Here is a 20483-nt window from a genome sequence, read left to right on the forward strand (position 1 = left end):
TGGGGAGCGTGCGTCTGTGAACCGGGAAATTCCCGCGGAAAGCGCCAGAAATGGCGAAATTCCGAAGTTCCAAAAGCCACTCTTCGGAACGACGCCACCTTCCGCCCTGTCAGGTCTCGTTGTTCAGACCTTCCCTAACAGCCCGCTATTGGTTTCTGCCATGGCTCAGAACTTGTAATTCACACCCAGCACAAACGCGCCGCCCCATTCGATGTATTCCAGCGGGCGGTCCTTGGTTTCTGCGTACGTGCGATACGGCGAGTTGCTGAGGTTGCTGGCCTGCAGCAGCAGGGTCAAGCCGGACAGGCTGCTGGCTTCGCTGAAGTTGTAGCTGATTTGTGCGTCGGTGATGTTTTCGCCGACCACGTAGCGCAGCGTGCGGTTGCCGTTGAAATTGCCGATTTCGCCGATGAAGTCCGAGCGCCGACGCTGGCTGACACGCGCTTCGAAGCCCTTGTGCTCGTAGTAGGCGGTCAGGTTGTAGACGCGCTTGGACAAGCCGGGCAGACTGATCTCACCGTCGCCCACGCTGGAGGCGCTTTCCGGGTCGCGGATCTTGACGTCGCTGTCGTTGAAGGTGGCGCTGGCCTGGATGCCGAAGCCTTGCAACGGCGCGAAGATCAGCTCCAGCGGCAGCGAGGCGGTGAGTTCGACGCCGCGCAAGGTGCCGCCCTTGCCGTTGAACGGGGCGCTGAAGGTGCCGGTGGTCAGCACCGGGGCAGAGCCCGGCGGCGGCACGTAGCCGGCCACCAGTGCGGAGAAATCGTAGTTGTCGCGGCTCTGGGTGTAGATGTAGCTCTTGAGGTCCTTGTAGAAGAACGCCGCGGCCACGTAAGCGCGGTCGGCAAAATACTTCTCGTAGGAGATGTCCAGGGCGTTGGCGCGCCACGGATCGAGCATGGGGTTGCCGCCGCTGGCGCCGGGGCGCCCGGTCGAGGTGTCGACACCGAATTCCAGCGAGGCACGCAGTTGATCCACGCGCGGGCGTGCGACCTGCTTGGCCATCGCAAAGCGCAACGTCTGCTCGTACGGGAACTGGAATGCCAGGTTCAGGCTGGGCAGCCAGTCGCGATAGGTCTTGCCATCGTCGATGGGCCGCACCTCGCTACCGGCCGGCTGCGAGGCGTCCCAGTAGTTGGCCTGCGAGGACTGGTCTGCACATTGCAACTGCACGCCAATATTGCCGCGCACACCCACTTCGCCCCACTCGGTATTGATATTGGCGCGCAGCCAGGCGGTGGTGATTTTTTCTTCCACCGTCCAGGCCTTGGACACCAGGAACGAGGCGTCGTCGCTGGGGTTGAACACCATGTAGCGCGCCACCGTGGCCGGCACATTCCATGCTGGCAGGGAACCGAGACCGGCGAAGCCGAGATTGACCGGTGCGTACTGCAGGTCCGCCGCCACCGTGGCCTCGCCCTGTGCGCCCAGGGTGATATTGCCTTCGGGCTGGGTCTTCTGCTTTTCGCGATCGGCGTAGTTGATGCCCACATCCAGATCCGAGAACCAGCTCAGCGCTTCGGGCATCGGGAAGCTGGCCTGCAGGCGCGCGCCCTTTAGCACGTCTTCCACGCGCGGCACCTTACCGTAGCCGGAGCCGTAGATGGTGTTGGTGAGGAACAGCTCATCCGGATTGGAATAATTCATGCCCGGCGACAGCTGCGAAAAGCCGTTGCCGACAACCGACACGCCCACGGTGTCCAGCTGCGGCATGGGGGCGCGCTGAAGATTGTTTTCCAGGTTCAGTTCGTCGCGAGTGGCCTTGGAGTAGTTCAGGTCCGCGACGATCTTGACGGCGCCGGCTGTGATTTCGTTGTTCCAGCCAAAGGCGTCGATCTTGTCTTCGCGCTTGTTGTACATGCCGCGCACCAACGGATAGACGCCGCTGGCATCGCCGCCGATGAAGGTATTGCTATCGTTGACGCGCACGTTGCTGATGTTCAGGCCGGGCGTGTAGCCGCCATTGTAGTTGCTCAGGTTGAGCTCGAACTGGTTGGCGGTGTCGATCTGCTCGGCTTCGGTGTGGAAGGCATCGAGCGTGCTGGTCCAGGCATTGGACGGGCGATACTGCAGCGTGGCCATGACGCCGTCGCGCTTCTGATTGCCGGTGCGTCGCAAGGCCTTGATGCCGTCGGAGAAATACACACCGTCGCTGACGCCAGGACGCTGGCGCTGCGCGTTGACCTGCTGCCACGGTTCGTACAGGCCCACCTGGTTTTCCTGGATCGGCATGTCGGTGTGCGCGTAACCGATGGTCAGGCCGATGGTGCGGTCTGCGAATTGGTCGATGTAGCTGACATTGAAGCGGTTGCCGTACGGGTCGACGTTGGCGGCCTTGCCCAAGGAATTGCGCTGATAGCGGCCACCGATGGCGATCACGCGCTCGTTGTAGCTCAGCGGGCGGGCGGTCTGCATGTCCACGGTGCCCGACAAGCCTTGACCGACCAGGCCGGCATCGGGGGTCTTGTAGACGGTGACGCCGCTGACCAGTTCGGACGGGTATTGGTCGAATTCCACGCTGCGGTTGTCGCCGGTGCTGACCACTTCGCGCCCGTTGAGCAGCGTGGTGGAAAAGTCCGGCGACAGGCCGCGCACGCTGATGACCTGCGCACGGCCGGCAACGCGTTGCGCAGCCAGGCCGGGCAGGCGCGCCAGCGATTCGGCGATACTGACGTCCGGCAGGCGACCGATGTCTTCGGCCGAGATGGCTTCCACGATCGACGTGGAGTCGCGCTTGACCGAGATGGCGCCTTCGATTGCGCGGCGCAGGCCGGTGACCTGGACCTTGTCCAGGTCGGTGACCGCACCAGCAGTCTGTTCGGACGCGCCTTGTTGGGCGTCGCTTGCTTGTGCAGGCGCTGCCGTTTGCGCGGCTACCCATGTCGGTGCCATGGCAACAGCCAGGGCGATACTCAGCGCGGAGCGCTTGTGTTTCAACATTTTCCCCTCCCAGGTACATGTTGTTTCTGATTTTTGATCCGGCAGATGCCTGGATGTCATGCGTCGCGCGCCACGATGGACGTTACGCGACTGCGACGTATGGTAGACACGGCACCTGGGTGCAAACGTGCACTGCATACGTATTCACTGCGGTGTTGCGCGATGAAATCGATTCCATCCAGGGCCATGCCGGCGACAGCACGGTGATTGCGCTCGGTAACGACATGGTGCGCGATGCGCAGCAGCGGTACGAGCGCTGCGCCGTGCAATCGATCGCGCCGGCTGTGCATGCCGGCGCCCACGCGATGGCGTAGTCAGCGTTTGCCACCCATCGGAACAAAGCGAATGGCCTGACCACCGCCCGGTGCCAGACGTAGCTCCAACGTATCGGCACTGCTGACCTGACGTTCTTCGCGCACGAAGGCGAACGGGTTGCTGGCATAGTCCGCGCCGTCGCCATCGCGATAGATCTGCGCGGTGTAGCGAACGCCGGGTTCGAGAAAGCCCAGCGGCACCTGCAGCAGGCGGCCGTGTTCGTCGGTGATGCTGCCCAGGAACCAGTCGCGGCTATGCCGGTCCTTGCGTGCGATGGTGACGTAATCGCCTACCTCGCCATTCAGCGCACGGGTCTGGTCCCAGTCCACTGCCACGTCTTCGATGAAGCGAAACGCGTCGCGGTGTTGCAGATAGTGCTCGGGCAGATCGGCGGCCATCTGGATCGGGCTGTAGAGCGTCACATACAGCGCCAACTGACGCGCCAACGTGCTGGGAATCGCCTGGCCGTTGCGGCCCTTCAGGCTGACGATGCCAGGCGTGTAATCCATCGGCCCTGCGAGCAGCCGGGTAAACACCAGGTTGACTTCGTGCTCGGGCGGATTGGGCGGCTGGCCCCAGGCGTTGTATTCCATGCCACGCGCGCCTTCGCGCGAGATCCAGTTGGGATAGGTACGGCGCAGCCCGGTGTCCTTGATCGGCTCGTGCGCATTGACCGCGATGTGGCGTTGCGCTGCTTCCTGCACCACGTGCAGGTGGTGACGCGCCATCCATTGCCCATCGTGCCATTCGCGCAGCGGCGTGCCGCCCGCGGGATTGCGCCGCTCCACCTGGCCGTCGTCGCAGACATAGCCGGTCTTGACCGAGTCCACGCCGAAGCGCGCATACAAGTCCATCGCTTCGGCGATTTGATCTTCGTAATGGTCCACTGCGCACCCGGTTTCATGATGGCCGATCAGGTGTACGCCCTTGCCGGCGGCGTACTTGCTGAGTGCGGGCAGGTCGAAATCCGGCGTGGGCCGGGTGAAATCGAAGCTGCCGCCATTGCCGAACCATTCCCCGTCCCAGCCGGGATTCCAGCCTTCGACCAGCACGCCGCGAAAGCCGTGGTCGGCGGCGAAGTCGATATAGCGTTTTGTCGTCGCGGTGGTTGCGCCGTGTTTGGGGCCAGTGGCCCAGGTCTGTTGATTGAGATGCATCGACCACCACACGCCCACATACTTGGATGGCTTGATCCAGCTCACCTCGCCCAGCACATTGGGCTCGTTGAGGTTGAGGATGAGGTTGGATTCCACCAGGCCGGTGGCCTGATCGGCGATCTGCAGCGTGCGCCATGGCGTATCGAAGGGCAGGCTGCGGCGTACCTTCCAGCCTTCGGCCGCCGGCGACAGCTGCGCGCGCAGGCGCTGGTTGTCGGTGCGGCGCAGCCACATGCCGGCGTAGTCGACCAAGGCCGCTTCATGCAGTGCGATGTGCAGCCCGCTGTCGGTGCGCAGCGTGAGTGGCGTATGCGCCAGTGCAACCTGGTTCAACGGCGTGTGCCGATACAGATATTCGTAGTGGATCGGCTCGCCTGCGGGAATCCACCACGCATCGGCAGGTTGCGCGATGGCGAATTCGGTTACTTCCTCGTCGATGACTGCCTCGCGCATACCTGCTTGCTTGGGGAAGTGATAGCGCAGGCCCAGCCCGTCGTCGTAGACGCGGAAGATCACCTCGAAGGTGCGCTGCGCACCGTCGCGCTCGCCCAGGCTCACGCGCAATTCGTTGTAGTGATTGCGCACCAGCCGCGTTTCGCCCCAGGGCTGCTCCCAGGTGTCGTCGTGACTTTGACGTGTCTGTGCAAGTACGACCATGCCGCGGTCCAGCCGGCCGTCGCGTAGCTCGAAGCCCAGCCGCGAGCGTTGCACCACCGCCTCGCCCAGGCGCTGCACGCGGTAATAAGGCGTGCCGCCATCCACGTCCAGGCTGACCTGCAACACCTTGTTCGGCGACTCCACGCTGACGGTGGTGACTTCGGCATGCAGCTGCGGCGCAGCACCGCCGAACAGCGTGAGGACCAGCAGCTGGGCGATCCATGCGGCGCCCAGTGTCGAGTGCGCTCGACGTGAAGACAGCGGCATATCCCCTCCCAAGGTGACCGTTGCGCAAGCAGTGACTATGCAGTGCCTCGCAGTGGATGCGCCGTGGTGCGCACTGCTGGAAACCCATGAATACGTATGCAGTGGTGCGGAACAGCGAAGTGCGCGTCTACCATGGCGCCACGGCACCTGGGAGGGTCCGCGCCCGTGGCACGTCCGTGCCGCGCACCACAACGCGTGCAACGAGGGAGGAAGGCCGACGGCGCAAGCTGTCTTGCCGCTTCGATGTTGAAGATGATCTGCATGGCTGCAACGCTGGGCGTTGTGGCAAGCTCGCCGGCGCTGGCCGACGAACTGGAATTTCAAGGACGCCGGGCCCAAGCGCAGGCGTTGGACGATGGCAGCTTCGTGTTGCGCTGGCCGCAAGGCGAACGCCGCATTGCGGCACAACCGATGCGAACGCACACAGCCAGCCCGCTTTTCGACGCCTTGTTCGCGCTGGCACAGCAGGAAATGGCCGATGACCGGGTCGAGGCGATCCGCGACCCCGCCTTCAACGATGGCAAGCCGGTGCCGTGCGCCTGCTTCGAAACCGGCGAGCGCTGGCCCTACGTGTGGACGCGCGATGTCAGTTTTGCGGCCGATCTTGCGTTGGCGCAGCTGGAGCCGGAGCGCACGCGCAATGCACTGCGCTTCAAGCTCTCTGCCGCACGCGATGGGCGCACGCCGGGACTGTTCGTGGCGCAGGACACCGGCTCCGGCGGCAGCTGGCCGATCAGCAGCGACCGAGTGGTATGGTTCCTCGCCGCACGCGGCCTGCTGGACGACAAACCGTTTGCCGAACAGGTCTGGCAGGCGCTACAGGCAACGATCGCGCAGGACCGCGATGCGGTGTTCGATGCGCAGATCGGCCTCTACCGCGGCGAAACCTCGTTTCTGGATTGGCGAGAACAGACCTACCCGGACTGGACGCGCGAGGACGTGCGCTTCATTGCCGAATCCTTTGCGCTCTCCACCAACGTGCTGCATTACCAGGCATTGCGGCTGGCCGAACAGGTGGCGCGCCAGCATGGCGATGCACGCGCTGCGCAGTACGCGCAGTGGGCCGATGCACTGCGCCAGGCCATCGACAGGCGTTTCTGGGATGCGCGCAGCAGCCAATACGTCAGTTATCTCGGCAGCGCAGCGCATCCGGTGCGCTACGCCAAGGTGGATCTGCTCGGCCTCTCGCTGGGCGTGCTGGCCGATGTGTTTCCGCCACAGCGGGCACGCCTTGCGTTGCGCACTTACCCGATGGTCGCGGGTGGCAGCCCGGTGGTGTGGCCGCAAGAGGCAGTGCAGCCGATCTACCACAACCGCGCTGTCTGGCCGTTCGTCAGTGCCTATGCGCTACGCGCCGCACGCACCCTGGATGACGCACCACGCATCGCGTTGGAGTTGCAATCGCTGATGCGCGGTAGCGCGCTGGCGGGCTCCAACATGGAAAACTACGAGATGCAGAGCCTTGCGGTGCACGTGGAAGAGGGCGCACGCAGTGGCCCGGTGGTGAACTCGCCACGCCAGCTGTGGTCGGTGGCGGGTTATCTGTCTGCAGTGCGGGAGGGTGTGTTCGGCCTGTCGGCCGATGGCAACGTACAGCCGAAGTTGCCGCGGTCCTTGCTACCCCTGTTGTTTGGCGAGGCCAAGCAGATCGTGCTGGAACAGGGCGCACGACGGTACGTGCTGCAGCGCCCGGCAAACGATACCGGCGAGTTGCTGGTGGCAGGACGCATCGAACGGCAGGGTCAGACCACGCTGGTGCAGTTGGTTGGGCGCAATACCGACCTCACGCCGCCACCGCGACCGGAGCAGGTGTTCGCACCGCAGACGCCACAGGCGCCGGTCGCGCAACAGATCGGCAACACGTATCGCATCGGTATTCCGGAAGGAACAACGCTGTATCTGGACGGCCGCGCACTCGATGCCAGCGCGCACTGGGATCTTCCCGACGATGGCCTGCTGCATGTGCTCAGCCTGACCCGGCGGCGCGATGGTCTGGAGTCGCTGCATAGCCCATCGTTGACGCTCGGCCCACTGCAGCAGTTGCCAGGCAGCCAGCGCTGGAGCTGGCGTCCGGCACGTGCAGGCGTGCATCGGGTGTCGCTGCGTTACCGCAACGACAACGGCCCGATCAATACCGGGGTCACCGCCGCGGTCAAACAGCTGGTGCTGGAATGCCCAGGCAAACCCGCGCAATCGCAGGTCATCGTGATGCCGCATAGCGTGGGCGAGCAGCTCTCCACGCAGGTCACTTTCGATGCGGTGGCGGGGCAGGCCTGCACGTTCCGGCTCGAGAACGGCTTCAACATGAGCGCGTTGGCGCACTTTGCGCAGTACAACGGCGGCCGCGGCGGCCGCGATGGCGTGGTCAATGCGGCGCAGGTCAGTGCGTTGTTGGTCGGGCCTGCAGCACGCGTGGAGGTTGCGCCATGAACGCCAAGCCACGCTTGGATTTCTGGCAGATCTGGAACATGTGCTTCGGCTTTCTCGGCATCCAGTTCGGCTTCGCACTGCAGAACGCCAATGCCAGCCGTATCTTCCAGACCCTGGGCGCGCAGGTCGACGACGTGCCCGGCCTGTGGATTGCTGCACCGCTCACCGGCCTGATCGTGCAGCCGGTCATCGGTTACCTGTCCGATCGTACCTGGACTCGGTGGGGTCGCCGGCGTCCCTATTTCATGGTGGGCGCTGTCTTTACCACGCTGGCCTTGCTGGTGATGCCCAACGCGCCGATGCTCTGGGTGGCCGCCGGCACGCTGTGGGTGCTGGATGCATCGATCAACATCTCGATGGAGCCGTTCCGTGCGCTGGTGGGCGACCAGTTGCCGCCGTCGCAACGGCCGACCGGCTATGCAATGCAGAGCTTCTTCATCGGCGTCGGCGCGATCGTCGCGAGTTTTCTGCCCTGGCTGCTGACCCATTGGGGCATTGCCAACACCGCGCCGCCAGGCCAGTTGCCCGACAGCGTGCGCTACGCGTTCTACCTCGGTGCAGCGGTGCTGTTCCTGTCGATCACCTGGACCGTACTGCGCACGCGCGAGTACAGCCCAGAGCAGCTTGCCGGTTTTGACGATGCGCATCCGCCTCTCGCGCAGGTGGCAAGCACTGGCATGGCGCCGACATCCATGGCGAGCGTGCTGTGGTGCGGTCTGGGCGCGCTGCTCGCCGCGGCCATCGCCTGGCAGCACGGCGACCGCATGCTGTATGTGCTGGCCGGGTTGTGTTGCGCCTACGGCGTCCTGCTTGCCTTGGCCCGCATGTTGCCCGCCACCAGCATGCTGGTGGCGATCGTGCGGGACGTGCGCAGCATGCCGATGACGATGCGTCGCCTGGCCTGGGTGCAGTTCTTCTCGTGGTTTGCCTTGTTTGCGATGTGGATCTACACCACTGCTGCAGTGACGCAGGTGCATTTCGGTGCGAGCGACACCGCTTCGGCGGCCTACAACGATGGCGCAAACTGGGTCGGCGTGTTGTTCGGCGCCTATAACGGGTTTGCGGCATTGGCTGCAGTGGTGATTCCGCTGCTGGTGCGTGCGATCGGCTTGCGCTGGAGCCATCTGTGCAATCTGTGGCTGGGTGCCGCCGGCTTGTTGTCGATGCTGGTCATCCGCGACCCGCAGTGGTTGCTGCTGTCGATGCTGGGCGTCGGCTTCGCCTGGGCCTCGATCCTGTCGCTGCCGTATGCCTTGCTGTCAGACAGCGTGCCCGCTCCAAAGATGGGCGTGTACATGGGCATCTTCAATTTCTTTATCGTGATTCCGCAGTTGGTCGCGGCCAGCGCGCTAGGCTTTGTGCTGCGCGTGTGGCTGGGCGGGCAACCGATCTATGCATTGGCCATTGGCGGGCTCAGCCTGTTGATTGCGGGCGTGTGCGTGGCGCGGGTTCCAGTGGCCTCGGGAGGGCAATGATGCGCAGTGCGATGTATGTAGCGTTGACGATGTACGCAGGCGCGGCGACGGCGGCGCCTGCTGCCAAGGACTATTACGGCACCCTGGAGCCGTTCGCCGCCGAGGCGGTGTACTTCGTGGTGACCGACCGCTTCGTCAACGGCGATACCGGCAACGACCATCGCGATCAGGGCGGTGCGCATCGCAGCTTCGATGTGCCCACACCATGCGCCGACGGCAGCGAGGACAACATCGGCTATCTCGGTGGCGACTTCAAAGGCATCGTCGAGCATGCCGATTACATCCGCGACCTGGGCTTCGGGGCGGTGTGGATCACCCCGATCGTCGACAACCCCGACGAAGCGTTTACCGGTGGCAAGCCGATCACCTGCGGCAGCACGCTCAGCGATCATGGCAAGACTGGCTATCACGGCTATTGGGGCGTCAACTTCTACAAGCTCGACGAACATCTGCCCAGCCCGGGCCTGGATTTCGCCGGCTTTACGCGCGCCATGCACGCCAGCAAGCTAAAGGTCGTGTTGGACATCGTAGGGAACCATGGTTCGCCGGCCTACACCATGCCGCAGGCGCAACCCGGCTTTGGCAAGCTCTACGATGCACAGGGGCGCCTGCTCGCCGATCACCAGAATCTTGCGCCCGCGCAACTGGATCCGCAGCACAACCCATTGCATGCCTTCTACAACACCGGCGGCGGCCTGGCGGAATTGTCCGACCTCAACGAAAACAATCCGGCGGTGCTGGATTATCTGGCCGGCGCATACCTGCAGTGGATGGAGCAGGGCGCCGATGCGTTTCGCATCGATACCATCGGCTGGATGCCGGATCGCTTCTGGCATGCCTTCGTGGCGCGCATGCGTGAAAAACGCCCTGGCTTTTTCATGTTCGGCGAAGCCTTCGATTACGACGCCGACAAGATCGCTGGGCATACCTGGACGCGCAATGCCGGCGTCAGCGTGCTGGATTTCCCGCTGAAACAGCAGCTTGCCGCGGTCTTCGGTCATGAACAGGCCGGCTTCGAAAAACTCGCCGCGCCCCTGTTCCTGCGTCAAGGGCCCTATGCGAACCCCTACGCGTTGATGAGCTTCTACGACAACCACGACATGGCGCGTCTGGATGCCAGCGATAACGGATTTATCGACGCGCACAACTGGTTATTCACCGCCCGCGGCATTCCGGTGATCTATTACGGCTCGGAAATCGGCTTCATGCGTGGGCGTGCCGAACATGCCGGCAACCGTAATTACTTCGGCGTCGAGCGCATTCGCAGCGCACCGCAGAGCCCGATCTTCGGCCCGCTGCAACGCATCGCCCAGGTGCGTCGCAACACCCCGGCATTGCAGCGTGGCGTACAGCTCGATGCGCAGTTGCACGGCAATCAAGCCGCGTTCCTGCGCGTCTATCAGCATGCTGGTACAACCCAAACCGCATTGGTGCTGCTCAACAAGGCCGATACGGCCGCAAGCATCGAAGTGAAACGCTTCCTGCAGCCTGGCAGCTGGCGCGATGCGGTGAGTGGCGAGCAGCTGCAGGTGCAACGCAGGTTAGTGGCGCAGGTGCCGGCGCACGGCGTACGCGTGTTGCTCTCGGATGCACCGATCACCGACCCGGCCCTGCGCAAGCAGCTCGATCTGCAGATGGCCGAGCAAGCCGCGCGCGATGCGCGCAACAGGTAGGAGCGCAGCCGGGCCGCTGCGGCATGATCGGTAACGCCCCGTCGCGCCCCAACTGGCGCGCTGTCCTGGGCCCCAATCCCGAATCAGCGCCTGACCGCCCCGTCCGCCGCTCGACCCGTCGTCGCATCGCCTGCCTCTGCGCCGGACGGCGCCCAACCCAGTGGCGGCTGCAGCCCGCTGCTGCGCGAGGAATCGCGTAGCGCCAGGCGCACCGGAATCGTGCGGCTCTGCGCCGCCTCGCCGCGAATCAAGGCAACCAGACTTTCCACCAGTAGCGTGCCGGCCTGCTTGGTGTCCTGCTGCACGGTCGACAACGCCGGCGCAACCGACGCGGCCAATGCAATATCGTCGAAGCCGCTGACCGCCACGTCCTGCGGCACCCGCAGGCCGCGCTCGCGCAGGGCGCGCATCGCACCGATGGCGATCAGGTCGCTGGCTGCGCACACCGCATCGAATGCATTGCCGCTGTCCAGCAATGCCAGGCACGCGGAGTAACCGGACAACTCGGTGGTGATCGCATCGAACTGCAGCGCCGGGTCGGCTGCGAGGCCGTGCTGCGCCAGCGCAGTGGCATGGCCGCGGTAGCGTTCTTCGAATTCGGGGTAGTGGTTGGACGCGTGTCCGAGGAACGCGATGCGCCGGCAGCCCTGCGCCAGCAGATGGTCGGTAATGTCCAGCCCGCCCTGGTAATTGTCGCTGCCGATCGAAATGCCGGGCTGGCCGGGCAGGGCCGCGCCCCAGCGCACGAAGTGGGTGCCCTGCTCGACCAGCAGCTGCAGCCGCTGGCGCGATTCCTGATAGTCGCCATAGCCCAGCAGGATGATGCCGTCGGCCTTGTTGCTGTCTTCGTAATCGGCCTGCCAATCCTTGGACAACTGCTGGAACGACACCAGCAGGTCGTAGCCCTGCAGCGCGCAGGCACGGGTTATCGAGCCCAGCATCGAGTGGAAGAACGGGTTGATCAGCGAGTCGTCGGCAGTGGGGTCTTCGAAGAACAGCAGTGCCAGCGTGCCGGCATTGCGCAGCCGTAGCGAGGAGGCGTTCTTGTCGACCTTGTAGTTCAGCTCGCGGGCGATGCGCAGGATGCGCTTGCGGGTTTCCTCGTTGACCATCGGGCTGCCGCGCAGTGCGCGCGACACGGTCGGCTGCGACACGCCGGCCAGGTAGGCGATATCCAGCGAGGTGGCTTTACCCTTGATGGTCATGGTTGGCAACGGCAGGACAAGTGGCCGGCATCATGCCATGCGCCGCCAGCGCCGCGCCGTCGTACGCAGCGGCGGGCTGATTGGTTTACCATTCATGCCCAAGACCCCCTGCGAGAAGGTGGCCCGCGCCCCGCGCCGGCCCAGCGTGCGACATGAGCACTACCACCGCCCACCGCTGATCTTGCCTGCGCCAGCGCGCAGGGCGCCTGCATGGCGCCGTTTTGCCTCACGTCCCGCAACCTCCTCCGAGCCTGTCCAGCAATGGCCAGATCTCCCATGGCAGCCGACCGCTGCAGCCAGACCAGACCTCATTCTTGCCCATGATCAACATCACGCTCCCCGACGGCAGCCGCCGCGAATTCGAATCCCCCGTCTCGGTGATGCAGGTCGCCCAGTCGATCGGCGCCGGCCTGGCCAAGGCCACCATCGCCGGCCAGGTCGATGGCCAGCTGGTCGATGCCAGCGACGTCATCGACCATGACGCCAGCCTGCGCATCATCACTGCCAAGGACGCCGAGGGCGTGGAGATCATCCGCCACTCCTGCGCCCACCTGGTCGGGCACGCGGTCAAGCAGCTGTATCCCGAGGTCAAGATGGTGATCGGCCCGGTCATCGCCGAAGGCTTCTACTACGACATCTACAGCGAGCGCCCGTTCACGCCCGAAGACATGGCCGCGATCGAGCAGCGCATGCAGGAGCTGATCGCGCAGGATTACGACGTGATCAAGAAGGTCACTCCGCGTGCGGAAGTGATCGAGGTATTCGCCCAGCGCGGCGAGGAGTACAAGCTGCGCCTGATCGAGGACATGTCCGAGGACATCACCGCGATGGGCCTGTACTACCACCAGGAATACGTGGACATGTGCCGCGGCCCGCACGTGCCGAATACGCGTTTCCTCAAGGCGTTCAAGCTGACCCGCATCTCCGGCGCCTACTGGCGCGGCGACGCCAAGAACGAGCAGCTGCAGCGCATCTACGGCACCGCCTGGGCCGACAAGAAACAGCTGGACGCCTACATCCTGCGCATGGAAGAAGCCGACAAGCGCGACCATCGCCGCATCGGCAAGGCGCAGGACCTGTTCCACCTGCAGGAAGAAGCGCCCGGCCTGGTGTTCTGGCACCCCAAGGGGTGGTCGCTGTGGCAGGTGGTCGAGCAGTACATGCGCAAGGTCTACCGCGACAGCGGCTACGGCGAAGTGCGCTGCCCGCAGATCCTGGACGTGTCGCTGTGGCAGAAATCCGGCCACTGGGACAACTACCAGGACGCCATGTTCTTCACCGAATCGGAGAAGCGCACCTACGCAGTCAAGCCGATGAACTGCCCCGGCCACGTGCAGGTGTTCAACCAGGGCCTACATAGCTACCGCGACCTGCCGATCCGCTACGGCGAGTTCGGCGCCTGCCACCGCAACGAGCCCTCCGGTGCGCTGCATGGCATCCTGCGCGTGCGCGGCTTCACCCAGGACGACGGGCACGTGTTCTGCCTGGAATCGCAGATCGAATCCGAAGTCACCGCCTTCCACCAGCAGGCGCTGGCGGTCTACACCGCGTTCGGCTTCGACGACATCCAGATCAAGATTGCGCTGCGTCCGGAAAAGCGCCTGGGCGACGATGCCACCTGGGACAAGGCCGAGTCCGCGCTACGCAGCGCGCTGGGCGTGTGCGGGGTGGAATGGCAGGAATTGCCGGGCGAGGGCGCCTTCTACGGCCCCAAGATCGAGTACCACCTCAAGGACGCTATCGGTCGCACCTGGCAGCTGGGCACGATGCAGGTCGATTTCATGATGCCGGGCCGTCTCGGCGCCGAGTACGTGGACGAGAACAGCCAGAAGAAGCATCCGGTCATGCTGCACCGGGCCATTGTCGGCTCGATGGAGCGTTTCATCGGCATTTTGATCGAACACCACGCCGGTGCCTTCCCGTCCTGGCTGGCCCCGGTGCAGGTCGTTGTCGCCAACATCACCGACGCTCAGGCTGAATATGTCGACTCTGTGCGGAAAACCCTTGCAAATCAAGGTTTCCGTGTCAGCGCCGATTTGCGTAACGAGAAGATCGGTTATAAGATTCGCGAGCATACGCTGCAACGCGTGCCATATCTGCTCGTGGTCGGCGACCGCGAGAAGGAAAATGGCGCTGTCGCCGTGCGGACCCGTTCAGGCGAGGATCTTGGGACCATGACGGTCTCGGCCTTCATCGAACGTCTGCAGGCAGAGCAGGCAGCGTGAGCCAACCCCGGCCGGTCTGGATGATCCGGATGCGCCGGTTCGATTCCTCTGGGAGATTGCAATATCAGTACCCCTGACAACAAACAGAACCGCAAGAACCAAGAAATCCGTGTGCCGCGCGTTCGCGTGATCGGCAGCGACGGTGAGATGGTCGGCGTGTTGTCGCGCGACGAAGCGCTCGCCAAGGCCGAAGAAGAAGGCCTGGATCTGGTCGAAATCCAGCCGCAGGCCGATCCGCCGGTCTGCAAGATCATGGATTTCGGCAAGTTCAAGTTCGAGCAGCAGAAAAAGGCCAACGAGGCCAAGAAAAAGACCAAGCAGGTCGAGATCAAGGAACTCAAGTTCCGCCCGGTCACCGACGAGGGCGACTACCAGATCAAGCTGCGCAACATGCGCCGTTTCCTGGAAGAGGGCGACAAGGTCAAGGTCAACATCCGCTTCCGCGGCCGTGAAATGAGCCACCAGGAGCTTGGTCGCGAGATGGCGGCGCGGATCGAGGCCGATCTGGGCGACGATATCGTCATCGAGTCGCGTCCGCGCCTGGAAGGGCGCCAGATGGTCATGATGATCGCGCCCAAGAAGAAGGTCTGAGGATCCCGATTCGGCGCTGCAACGGGCCCGACGGGTCCGTTGCGTCGCAAGCTCAACGATTTGCAACAATTCCCGGTAACGGGTAGACTGCGCGGCCCGGTTTTGCCGGGGCGCCGTGCGAGCGGCACCAGGACCTGTCCGGATCGTGTTCGATCAAGGACTTACAAGCAGGCAAGGGCAAGGATGGAAAGCGTGGTCGCAAGACTGCCGCCCGTGTCAGTGACAAAACACCATCAAGGACATTGCAATGCCCAAGATCAAGACCAACCGGGCGGCGGCCAAGCGTTTCCGCAAGACCGCCTCCGGCAAGTACAAGTGCGGCCACGCAAACCGTAGCCATATCCTCACGAAGAAAGCGACTAAGCGGAAGCGCAACCTGCGGCAGACGAATCACGTCCGTGCCGAGGACGCGGGCCGTCTCGATCGTATGCTTCCCTATCTCTGAGGACTGAACCATGGCACGAGTAAAGCGTGGTGTGCAGGCGCGTCGCCGCCACAAGAAAATTCTGACCCTGGCGAAGGGTTACTACAACGCTCGCCGCAAGGTCTTCCGCGTTGCCAAGCAGGCGGTCATCAAGGCACAGCAGTACGCCTACATTGGCCGTAAGCAGAAGAAGCGTAATTTCCGTTCGCTGTGGATCACCCGCATCAATGCGGCTGCCCGCATCAACGGCCTGAGCTACAGCCGTTTCATGAATGGCCTGCTCAAGGCTGGTATCACCCTGGACCGTAAGGTGCTGGCCGATATCGCCGTGCACGACGCCGCCGGCTTTGCCGCGCTGGCCGAGAAGGCAAAGGGCGCGCTGGCGGCATAGTGCGAGTCCCTCGCAAGAGCCCGCACATCCATGTGCGGACTTTTGACAGGGTAGTTTCTCGTAGGGGCTTGCACATTCTTGTGCCTGCTTCTGATGAGGACAAAGCAGATATGCAGGGGGAAGGGCGCGAGTCCTTCCCCTTTTGCGTTTTAGCGAAGTCGCCACGTGGGCGATGACAGGTCAATGCAGTGACAATGCGTTCCGGTGTATCCGGAAACACCGTTCGGCTAGCAGTTGAGGCGCAAGTGCAATGAGTGAGATTCAATCCCTGACCGAGCGCGCGCTGGCCGATGTTGCCGCGGCGCAGACGCCGGACCAACTGGAAGCCTTGCGCGTCGCGTTGCTGGGCAAGAGCGGCAGTATTACCGCCCAGCTCAAGCAGCTCGGAACGTTGCCGGCAGAGCAACGCAAGGCGGCTGGCGAGGCGATCAATCTGTCGCGCGACGCGCTGACCGCGGCGTTGGTCGAGCGCAAACACACGCTGGAAAGCGCCGCGCTGGATGCCAGACTTGCCGGCGAGCGCATCGACGTCACTTTGCCGGGCCGCCGCAGCGAGCGCGGCGGTCTGCACCCGGTGACGCGCACGCTGGAGCGCATCGTCGAAATCTTCGCCCGGCTCGGTTACGAGCTGTCGGACGGCCCGGAAATCGAGGACGACTGGCACAACTTCGAAGCGCTGAATTTCCCGCCGCACCATCCTGCGCGCGCGATGCACGACACGTTCTATTTCGGCGACGGGCGCCTGCTGCGCACCCATACCTCGGGCGTGCAGGTGCGCTACATGGATGCGCACAAACCGCCGCTGCGCATGATCGCGGCCGGCAAGGTGTATCGCTCCGATTCGGATCAGACCCACTCGCCGATGTTCCATCAGGTCGAAGGCCTGTTGGTGGACGAGCACTCCAACTTCGCCGACCTCAAGGGCACCTTGTCCGAGTTCGTGCGTGCGTTCTTCGAACGCGATTTCGAAATGCGTTTCCGCCCCAGCTATTTCCCGTTCGTGGAGCCGGGCGCGGAAGTGGATATCGCCTGGCAGCAGCCCGACGGCAGCACGCGCTGGCTGGAAGTGCTGGGCTGCGGCATGGTGCACCCCAACGTGCTGCGCAGCGTCGGCATCGACCCCGAACGCTACACCGGCTTCGCCTTCGGTCTGGGCGTGGAGCGCTTCGCGATGCTGCGCTACGGCGTCAACGACCTGCGCGCGTTCTTCGAGAACGATGTGCGTTTTCTTCGGCAGTTCGCCTGATGCGGGGATTGGTGATTCGGGATTTGGGATTCGCAACAGCGCCCTTGTTCCGCACCGCGCCCATCGACTGCTTCTTACGAATCTCCAATCCCGTTTCCCGAATCCCGGCCCTCCATGAAATTCTCTGAAAATTGGCTGCGCAGCCACGTTCCGATCCAGGCCACGCGCGATGAACTGTCCGCGACGCTGACGGCGATCGGTCTGGAAGTCGAAGAGGTCACGCCGCTGGGCGAGTCGCTTGGTCAGGTGGTGGTGGCGCGTATTGTCGAGGCGGTGCGTCATCCCGAAGCCGATCGTCTGCAGGTCTGCAGCGTCGATGCCGGGCAGGGCGAGCTGTTGCAGATCGTGTGCGGCGCGCCGAACGCGCGTGCGGGTCTGGTGGCGCCATTGGCGCTGGTCGGCGCCAAGATCGGCGAGCTGACCATCACTGCGGCCAAGCTGCGCGGTGTGGCGTCCAACGGCATGTTGTGTTCGGCCAAGGAACTGGGTCTGGACAGCGATGCGTCGGGCCTGTTCGAGTTGCCGGACGATGCGCCGGTGGGGCAGGCGCTGGCCGAGTATCTGGGCCTGCCCGATGCCAGCATCGAGATCAAACTCACCCCCAATCGCGCCGATTGTTTCAGCGTACGCGGCATCGCCTTCGATGTGGCCGCCGCGTGCGCCAGCGAAGTGGTGGCGTTCGACGCCGTTGCCGTGGCGCCGGTGTCCACGCGCACGCTGGCAGTGCAACTGGACGCTGGTCAGGATGCGCCGCGCTATTGCGGTCGGGTGATCGAAGGGATCGACCCGGCCGCCAAGACGCCGGTGTGGCTGGCCGAGCGGCTGCGCCGCAGCGGCGTGCGTCCGGTGTCGTTGCTGGTGGACATCACCCAGTACGTGATGCTGGAGCTGGGCCAGCCGATGCACGCATTCGACCTGGAGACCTTGCACGGCCCGATCGGTGTGCGCCGTTCCCGCGCTGGCGAGCAGCTGGCGCTGCTGGACGGGCGCCAGGTCACGCTGGACGACAGTTTTCTGACCATTACCGATGCCGGGCGTCCGGTTGCTTTGGCCGGCTTGATGGGCGGGCTGGACACGCGCGTCACCGAAACCACGCGCAATGTGTTCCTGGAGTCGGCGTACTTCGACCCTGCGGCCATCATGGGGCGCGGCCGCAAACTCGGCCTGCATACCGATGCCGGGCATCGCTTCGAGCGTGGCGTGGATCCGGCATTGCCGCCGCAGGCAATTGAAGTGGCCACGCGCCTGGTGCTGGAACTGGCCGGCGGTACGCCTGGCCCGGTGGTGCATGCGCAGCTGCCGGAGCATCTGCCGCAGCCGGCGCGTATCCGCCTGCGCCGCGCGCGCATTGCACGCGTGCTCGGTATCCAGATCGACGATGCCGACGTCGTGCGTATGCTGCGTGCGCTCGGCATGCACGTCGAGACGGTTGCCGAAGGCTGGGAAGTGATGGCGCCGAGCCGTCGCTTCGACATCGCCATCGAAGAAGATCTGATTGAAGAGCTGGCGCGTATCCACGGTTACGACCGGGTGCCGACCACGCTGCCTGGTGGCGCCAGTCGCATCGCGATGCCAAGCGAAACCCAGCTGGACGAGCTCAGCGTGCGGCGCCAACTGGTGGCGCGCGAGCTGCAAGAAACCATCAATTACGCCTTCGTCGATGCCGCCTTGCTGGAGCGTTGGCAGCTCACCGAAGGGCTGGTGCCGCTGGCGAACCCGCTCAGTGCGGAGTTGGCGATCATGCGTCCGCGCCTGTTGCCGGGCCTGGTCGCCACGTTGGGCCGCAATGCTGCACGTCAGGCTGGGCGGGTGCGCTTGTTCGAATTGGGCAAGGTGTTCGCGGCCGCGGCCGAAACCGGTGCGGCACCCGGGGAATCGCAGCACGTTGCCGCGGCGGTGTGCGGCGATGCGCTGGCGCTGCAGTGGGGCGAGCCCGCGCGCAAGGTGGATTTCCACGATCTGAAGGGCGACCTGATGGCGCTGGCTGCGGCCAGTGGCGCGCAGCTGGAGTTCCAGCCGTCGACGCAGCCGTTCGGGCACCCGGGCCGGTCGGCCGATATCTATCGGGACGGCGTGTGTATCGGCTGGATCGGGCAGGTGCATCCGCGTCTGGCCAAGGCGCTGGACATCAATGTGGACGTGATCGCCTTCGAGTTGCAGCTAATGCCCCTGGTCCAGCGGACCCTGCCACGCGCCGGCGAGCTGTCGCGTTTCCCCTCGGTGCGCCGCGATCTGGCCTTCCTGGTGCCCGACGAGGTGAGCTGGGCGGCAGTGTCGGCCAGCGTACGCACCACGGTCGGGCCATTGTTGCGTGAGGTGCAATTGTTCGACCGCTATGTCGGGCAAGGGGTCGAGCCAGGTTTCAAGAGTCTTGCTATGGGCTTGATTTTGCAGGATAACTCGCGCACTCTCACTGACCGGGACGTCGATGCGGTCGTCGCCGATGTGGTGGCCGTGATCGAGCGCGAGCATCGCGCCCGGATCCGGAGTTGAGGCGGTAACCAGGGGGGTGGCATGGCATTGACGAAAGCGGAGATGGCCGAACGTCTGTTCGACGAGGTCGGTCTGAACAAGCGTGAGGCAAAGGAATTCGTCGACGCGTTCTTCGATGTGCTGCGCGATGCGCTGGAGCAGGGCCGTCAGGTGAAGCTGTCGGGTTTCGGCAACTTCGATCTGCGGCGAAAGAACCAACGGCCCGGTCGCAATCCCAAGACCGGCGAGGAAATTCCGATCTCGGCACGGACGGTGGTGACGTTCCGCCCCGGCCAGAAACTCAAGGAACGGGTGGAGGCTTATGCTGGATCCGGGCAGTAATCGCGAGCTACCGCCGATCCCGGCCAAGCGCTATTTCACCATTGGTGAGGTGAGCGAGCTATGCGACGTCAAGCCGCATGTGCTGCGCTATTGGGAAACCGAGTTTCCCAGCCTGGAGCCGGTCAAGCGGCGCGGGAACCGGCGCTACTACCAGCGCCACGACGTCCTGATGGTGCGTCAGATCCGCGGGCTGCTGTACGAGCAGGGCTATACCATCGGCGGTGCGCGCCTGCGTCTGGAGGGCGATGGCGCCAAGAGCGAGTCGGCGCTGAGCAATCAGATCATCAAGCAGGTGCGGATGGAGCTGGAAGAAGTCCTGCAACTGCTGCGCCGCTAGGAAAACGTTTCACAAAGCCGCTATAATCGCAGGCCGCCCTCGCGGCGGAGCGCAGCATCTTCGGGGTATAGCGCAGCCTGGTAGCGCACTAGTCTGGGGGACTAGTGGTCGTCGGTTCGAATCCGGCTACCCCGACCAAACATCAAGCCCATGACGTCATGTCATGGGCTTTTTTGTTGCGCCGCAACATTGCATTTTTGTGTCTACGACCGCCTGGGAGGATATGCATATCGGCATATCGCGATGCAGCATGAACGGCGCACCAGCGTCCACGTTCTGCAGTCCGGTTCGCTATGGACGTGGGTCACGCAATGGTGCTAAGGAAGGTCTGATCAA

15 protein-coding genes and 1 tRNA gene are annotated in these 20483 nt (G+C 64.0%); 13 read left to right on the forward strand and 3 right to left on the reverse strand.

What is annotated here, in order from left to right; genetic code table 11:
• Window positions 1–165 precede the first annotated feature (165 nt).
• Window positions 166–2940 (reverse strand): TonB-dependent receptor, encoded by a 2775-nt coding sequence (locus J7360_RS15980; RefSeq protein ID WP_209034220.1) that lies wholly within the window; start codon window positions 2938–2940, stop codon window positions 166–168.
• Between the two features lie 17 nt (window positions 2941–2957).
• On the opposite strand from J7360_RS15980, the gene J7360_RS15985 reads away from it, so the two are divergent.
• On the forward strand, window positions 2958–3254 hold the full coding sequence (locus tag J7360_RS15985) for a hypothetical protein (RefSeq protein ID WP_209034222.1): 297 nt from the start codon (window positions 2958–2960) through the stop codon (window positions 3252–3254).
• On the opposite strand, the gene J7360_RS15990 is transcribed toward J7360_RS15985, so the two are convergent.
• Window positions 3255–5336, reverse strand: a complete 2082-nt coding sequence (locus J7360_RS15990) for a glycoside hydrolase family 97 protein (protein WP_057661196.1) — start codon at window positions 5334–5336, stop codon at window positions 3255–3257.
• A gap of 243 nt (window positions 5337–5579) precedes the next feature.
• On the opposite strand from J7360_RS15990, the gene J7360_RS15995 reads away from it, so the two are divergent.
• From J7360_RS15995 to J7360_RS16005, 3 genes are read left to right on the forward strand one after another with little or no spacing between them, the layout of a single operon-like run.
• The gene (locus J7360_RS15995; protein WP_209034224.1) at window positions 5580–7766 is read left to right on the forward strand and encodes a Six-hairpin glycosidase-like protein; all 2187 of its coding nucleotides are present in this window, start codon (window positions 5580–5582) and stop codon (window positions 7764–7766) included.
• A complete protein-coding gene (locus tag J7360_RS16000; RefSeq protein ID WP_057661201.1) occupies window positions 7763–9241 on the forward strand; it encodes an MFS transporter in 1479 nt (492 codons plus the stop codon). The genes J7360_RS15995 and J7360_RS16000 overlap by 4 nt, the downstream gene beginning before the upstream one ends.
• Window positions 9241–10914 (forward strand): alpha-amylase family glycosyl hydrolase, encoded by a 1674-nt coding sequence (locus J7360_RS16005; protein WP_209034226.1) that lies wholly within the window; start codon window positions 9241–9243, stop codon window positions 10912–10914. Before J7360_RS16000 ends, J7360_RS16005 begins: the two co-directional genes overlap by 1 nt.
• Window positions 10915–10997: 83 nt before the next feature.
• Here J7360_RS16005 and J7360_RS16010 read toward each other — a convergent pair whose 3' ends face one another.
• Window positions 10998–12119 (reverse strand): LacI family DNA-binding transcriptional regulator, encoded by a 1122-nt coding sequence (locus J7360_RS16010; RefSeq protein ID WP_007966013.1) that lies wholly within the window; start codon window positions 12117–12119, stop codon window positions 10998–11000.
• Window positions 12120–12439: 320 nt separating this feature from the next.
• Here J7360_RS16010 and thrS point away from each other — a divergent pair, with 320 nt between their 5' ends.
• The 9 genes from thrS to J7360_RS16055 all read left to right on the forward strand — a co-directional run bounded on the left by thrS (window position 12440) and on the right by J7360_RS16055 (window position 20285).
• Entirely contained in the window at window positions 12440–14344 is a 1905-nt protein-coding gene (gene thrS, locus J7360_RS16015; protein WP_057661208.1) for a threonine--tRNA ligase, read from the forward strand.
• A gap of 63 nt (window positions 14345–14407) precedes the next feature.
• Window positions 14408–14935, forward strand: a complete 528-nt coding sequence (gene infC, locus J7360_RS16020; RefSeq protein WP_074053091.1) for a translation initiation factor IF-3 — start codon at window positions 14408–14410, stop codon at window positions 14933–14935.
• 247 nt (window positions 14936–15182) lie between these two features.
• On the forward strand, window positions 15183–15380 hold the full coding sequence (gene rpmI / locus J7360_RS16025) for a 50S ribosomal protein L35 (RefSeq protein ID WP_002811096.1): 198 nt from the start codon (window positions 15183–15185) through the stop codon (window positions 15378–15380).
• 10 nt (window positions 15381–15390) lie between these two features.
• Window positions 15391–15750 carry a 50S ribosomal protein L20 gene (gene rplT / locus J7360_RS16030; RefSeq protein WP_003484828.1) on the forward strand — a complete coding sequence of 120 codons (360 nt, stop codon included), beginning with the start codon at window positions 15391–15393 and terminating at the stop codon, window positions 15748–15750.
• Window positions 15751–16000: 250 nt separating this feature from the next.
• On the forward strand, window positions 16001–16996 hold the full coding sequence (gene pheS / locus J7360_RS16035) for a phenylalanine--tRNA ligase subunit alpha (RefSeq protein ID WP_007974727.1): 996 nt from the start codon (window positions 16001–16003) through the stop codon (window positions 16994–16996).
• 114 nt (window positions 16997–17110) lie between these two features.
• The gene (gene pheT, locus J7360_RS16040; protein WP_057661212.1) at window positions 17111–19489 is read left to right on the forward strand and encodes a phenylalanine--tRNA ligase subunit beta; all 2379 of its coding nucleotides are present in this window, start codon (window positions 17111–17113) and stop codon (window positions 19487–19489) included.
• A 21-nt stretch (window positions 19490–19510) separates the two neighbouring features.
• Window positions 19511–19810: an integration host factor subunit alpha gene (locus tag J7360_RS16045; protein WP_002811076.1), complete on the forward strand. Its 300-nt coding sequence runs from the start codon at window positions 19511–19513 to the stop codon at window positions 19808–19810.
• Complete coding sequence (locus J7360_RS16050; protein ID WP_005995911.1) at window positions 19791–20147, forward strand: MerR family transcriptional regulator; 357 nt, start codon at window positions 19791–19793, stop codon at window positions 20145–20147. The genes J7360_RS16045 and J7360_RS16050 overlap by 20 nt, the downstream gene beginning before the upstream one ends.
• A 61-nt stretch (window positions 20148–20208) precedes the next feature.
• Window positions 20209–20285 (forward strand) — tRNA-Pro (locus tag J7360_RS16055).
• Window positions 20286–20483: the final 198 nt, after the last annotated feature.

This window comes from Xanthomonas sp. D-99 (assembly GCF_017746145.1).
Taxonomy (GTDB): domain Bacteria; phylum Pseudomonadota; class Gammaproteobacteria; order Xanthomonadales; family Xanthomonadaceae; genus Xanthomonas; species Xanthomonas cissicola.

What these genes read in the sequence shown, in the direction of transcription:
- J7360_RS15980 (WP_209034220.1), bottom strand. Translation starts at nt 2,940, where the DNA reads ATGTTGAAACACAAGCGCTCCGCGCTGAGTATCGCCCTGGCTGTTGCC.
- J7360_RS15985 (WP_209034222.1), top strand. Translation starts at nt 2,958, where the DNA reads ATGTTGTTTCTGATTTTTGATCCGGCAGATGCCTGGATGTCATGCGTC.
- J7360_RS15990 (WP_057661196.1), bottom strand. Translation starts at nt 5,336, where the DNA reads ATGCCGCTGTCTTCACGTCGAGCGCACTCGACACTGGGCGCCGCATGG.
- J7360_RS15995 (WP_209034224.1), top strand. Translation starts at nt 5,580, where the DNA reads ATGTTGAAGATGATCTGCATGGCTGCAACGCTGGGCGTTGTGGCAAGC.
- J7360_RS16000 (WP_057661201.1), top strand. Translation starts at nt 7,763, where the DNA reads ATGAACGCCAAGCCACGCTTGGATTTCTGGCAGATCTGGAACATGTGC.
- J7360_RS16005 (WP_209034226.1), top strand. Translation starts at nt 9,241, where the DNA reads ATGCGCAGTGCGATGTATGTAGCGTTGACGATGTACGCAGGCGCGGCG.
- J7360_RS16010 (WP_007966013.1), bottom strand. Translation starts at nt 12,119, where the DNA reads ATGACCATCAAGGGTAAAGCCACCTCGCTGGATATCGCCTACCTGGCC.
- thrS (WP_057661208.1), top strand. Translation starts at nt 12,440, where the DNA reads ATGATCAACATCACGCTCCCCGACGGCAGCCGCCGCGAATTCGAATCC.
- rpmI (WP_002811096.1), top strand. Translation starts at nt 15,183, where the DNA reads ATGCCCAAGATCAAGACCAACCGGGCGGCGGCCAAGCGTTTCCGCAAG.
- rplT (WP_003484828.1), top strand. Translation starts at nt 15,391, where the DNA reads ATGGCACGAGTAAAGCGTGGTGTGCAGGCGCGTCGCCGCCACAAGAAA.
- pheS (WP_007974727.1), top strand. Translation starts at nt 16,001, where the DNA reads ATGAGTGAGATTCAATCCCTGACCGAGCGCGCGCTGGCCGATGTTGCC.
- pheT (WP_057661212.1), top strand. Translation starts at nt 17,111, where the DNA reads ATGAAATTCTCTGAAAATTGGCTGCGCAGCCACGTTCCGATCCAGGCC.
- J7360_RS16045 (WP_002811076.1), top strand. Translation starts at nt 19,511, where the DNA reads ATGGCATTGACGAAAGCGGAGATGGCCGAACGTCTGTTCGACGAGGTC.
- J7360_RS16050 (WP_005995911.1), top strand. Translation starts at nt 19,791, where the DNA reads ATGCTGGATCCGGGCAGTAATCGCGAGCTACCGCCGATCCCGGCCAAG.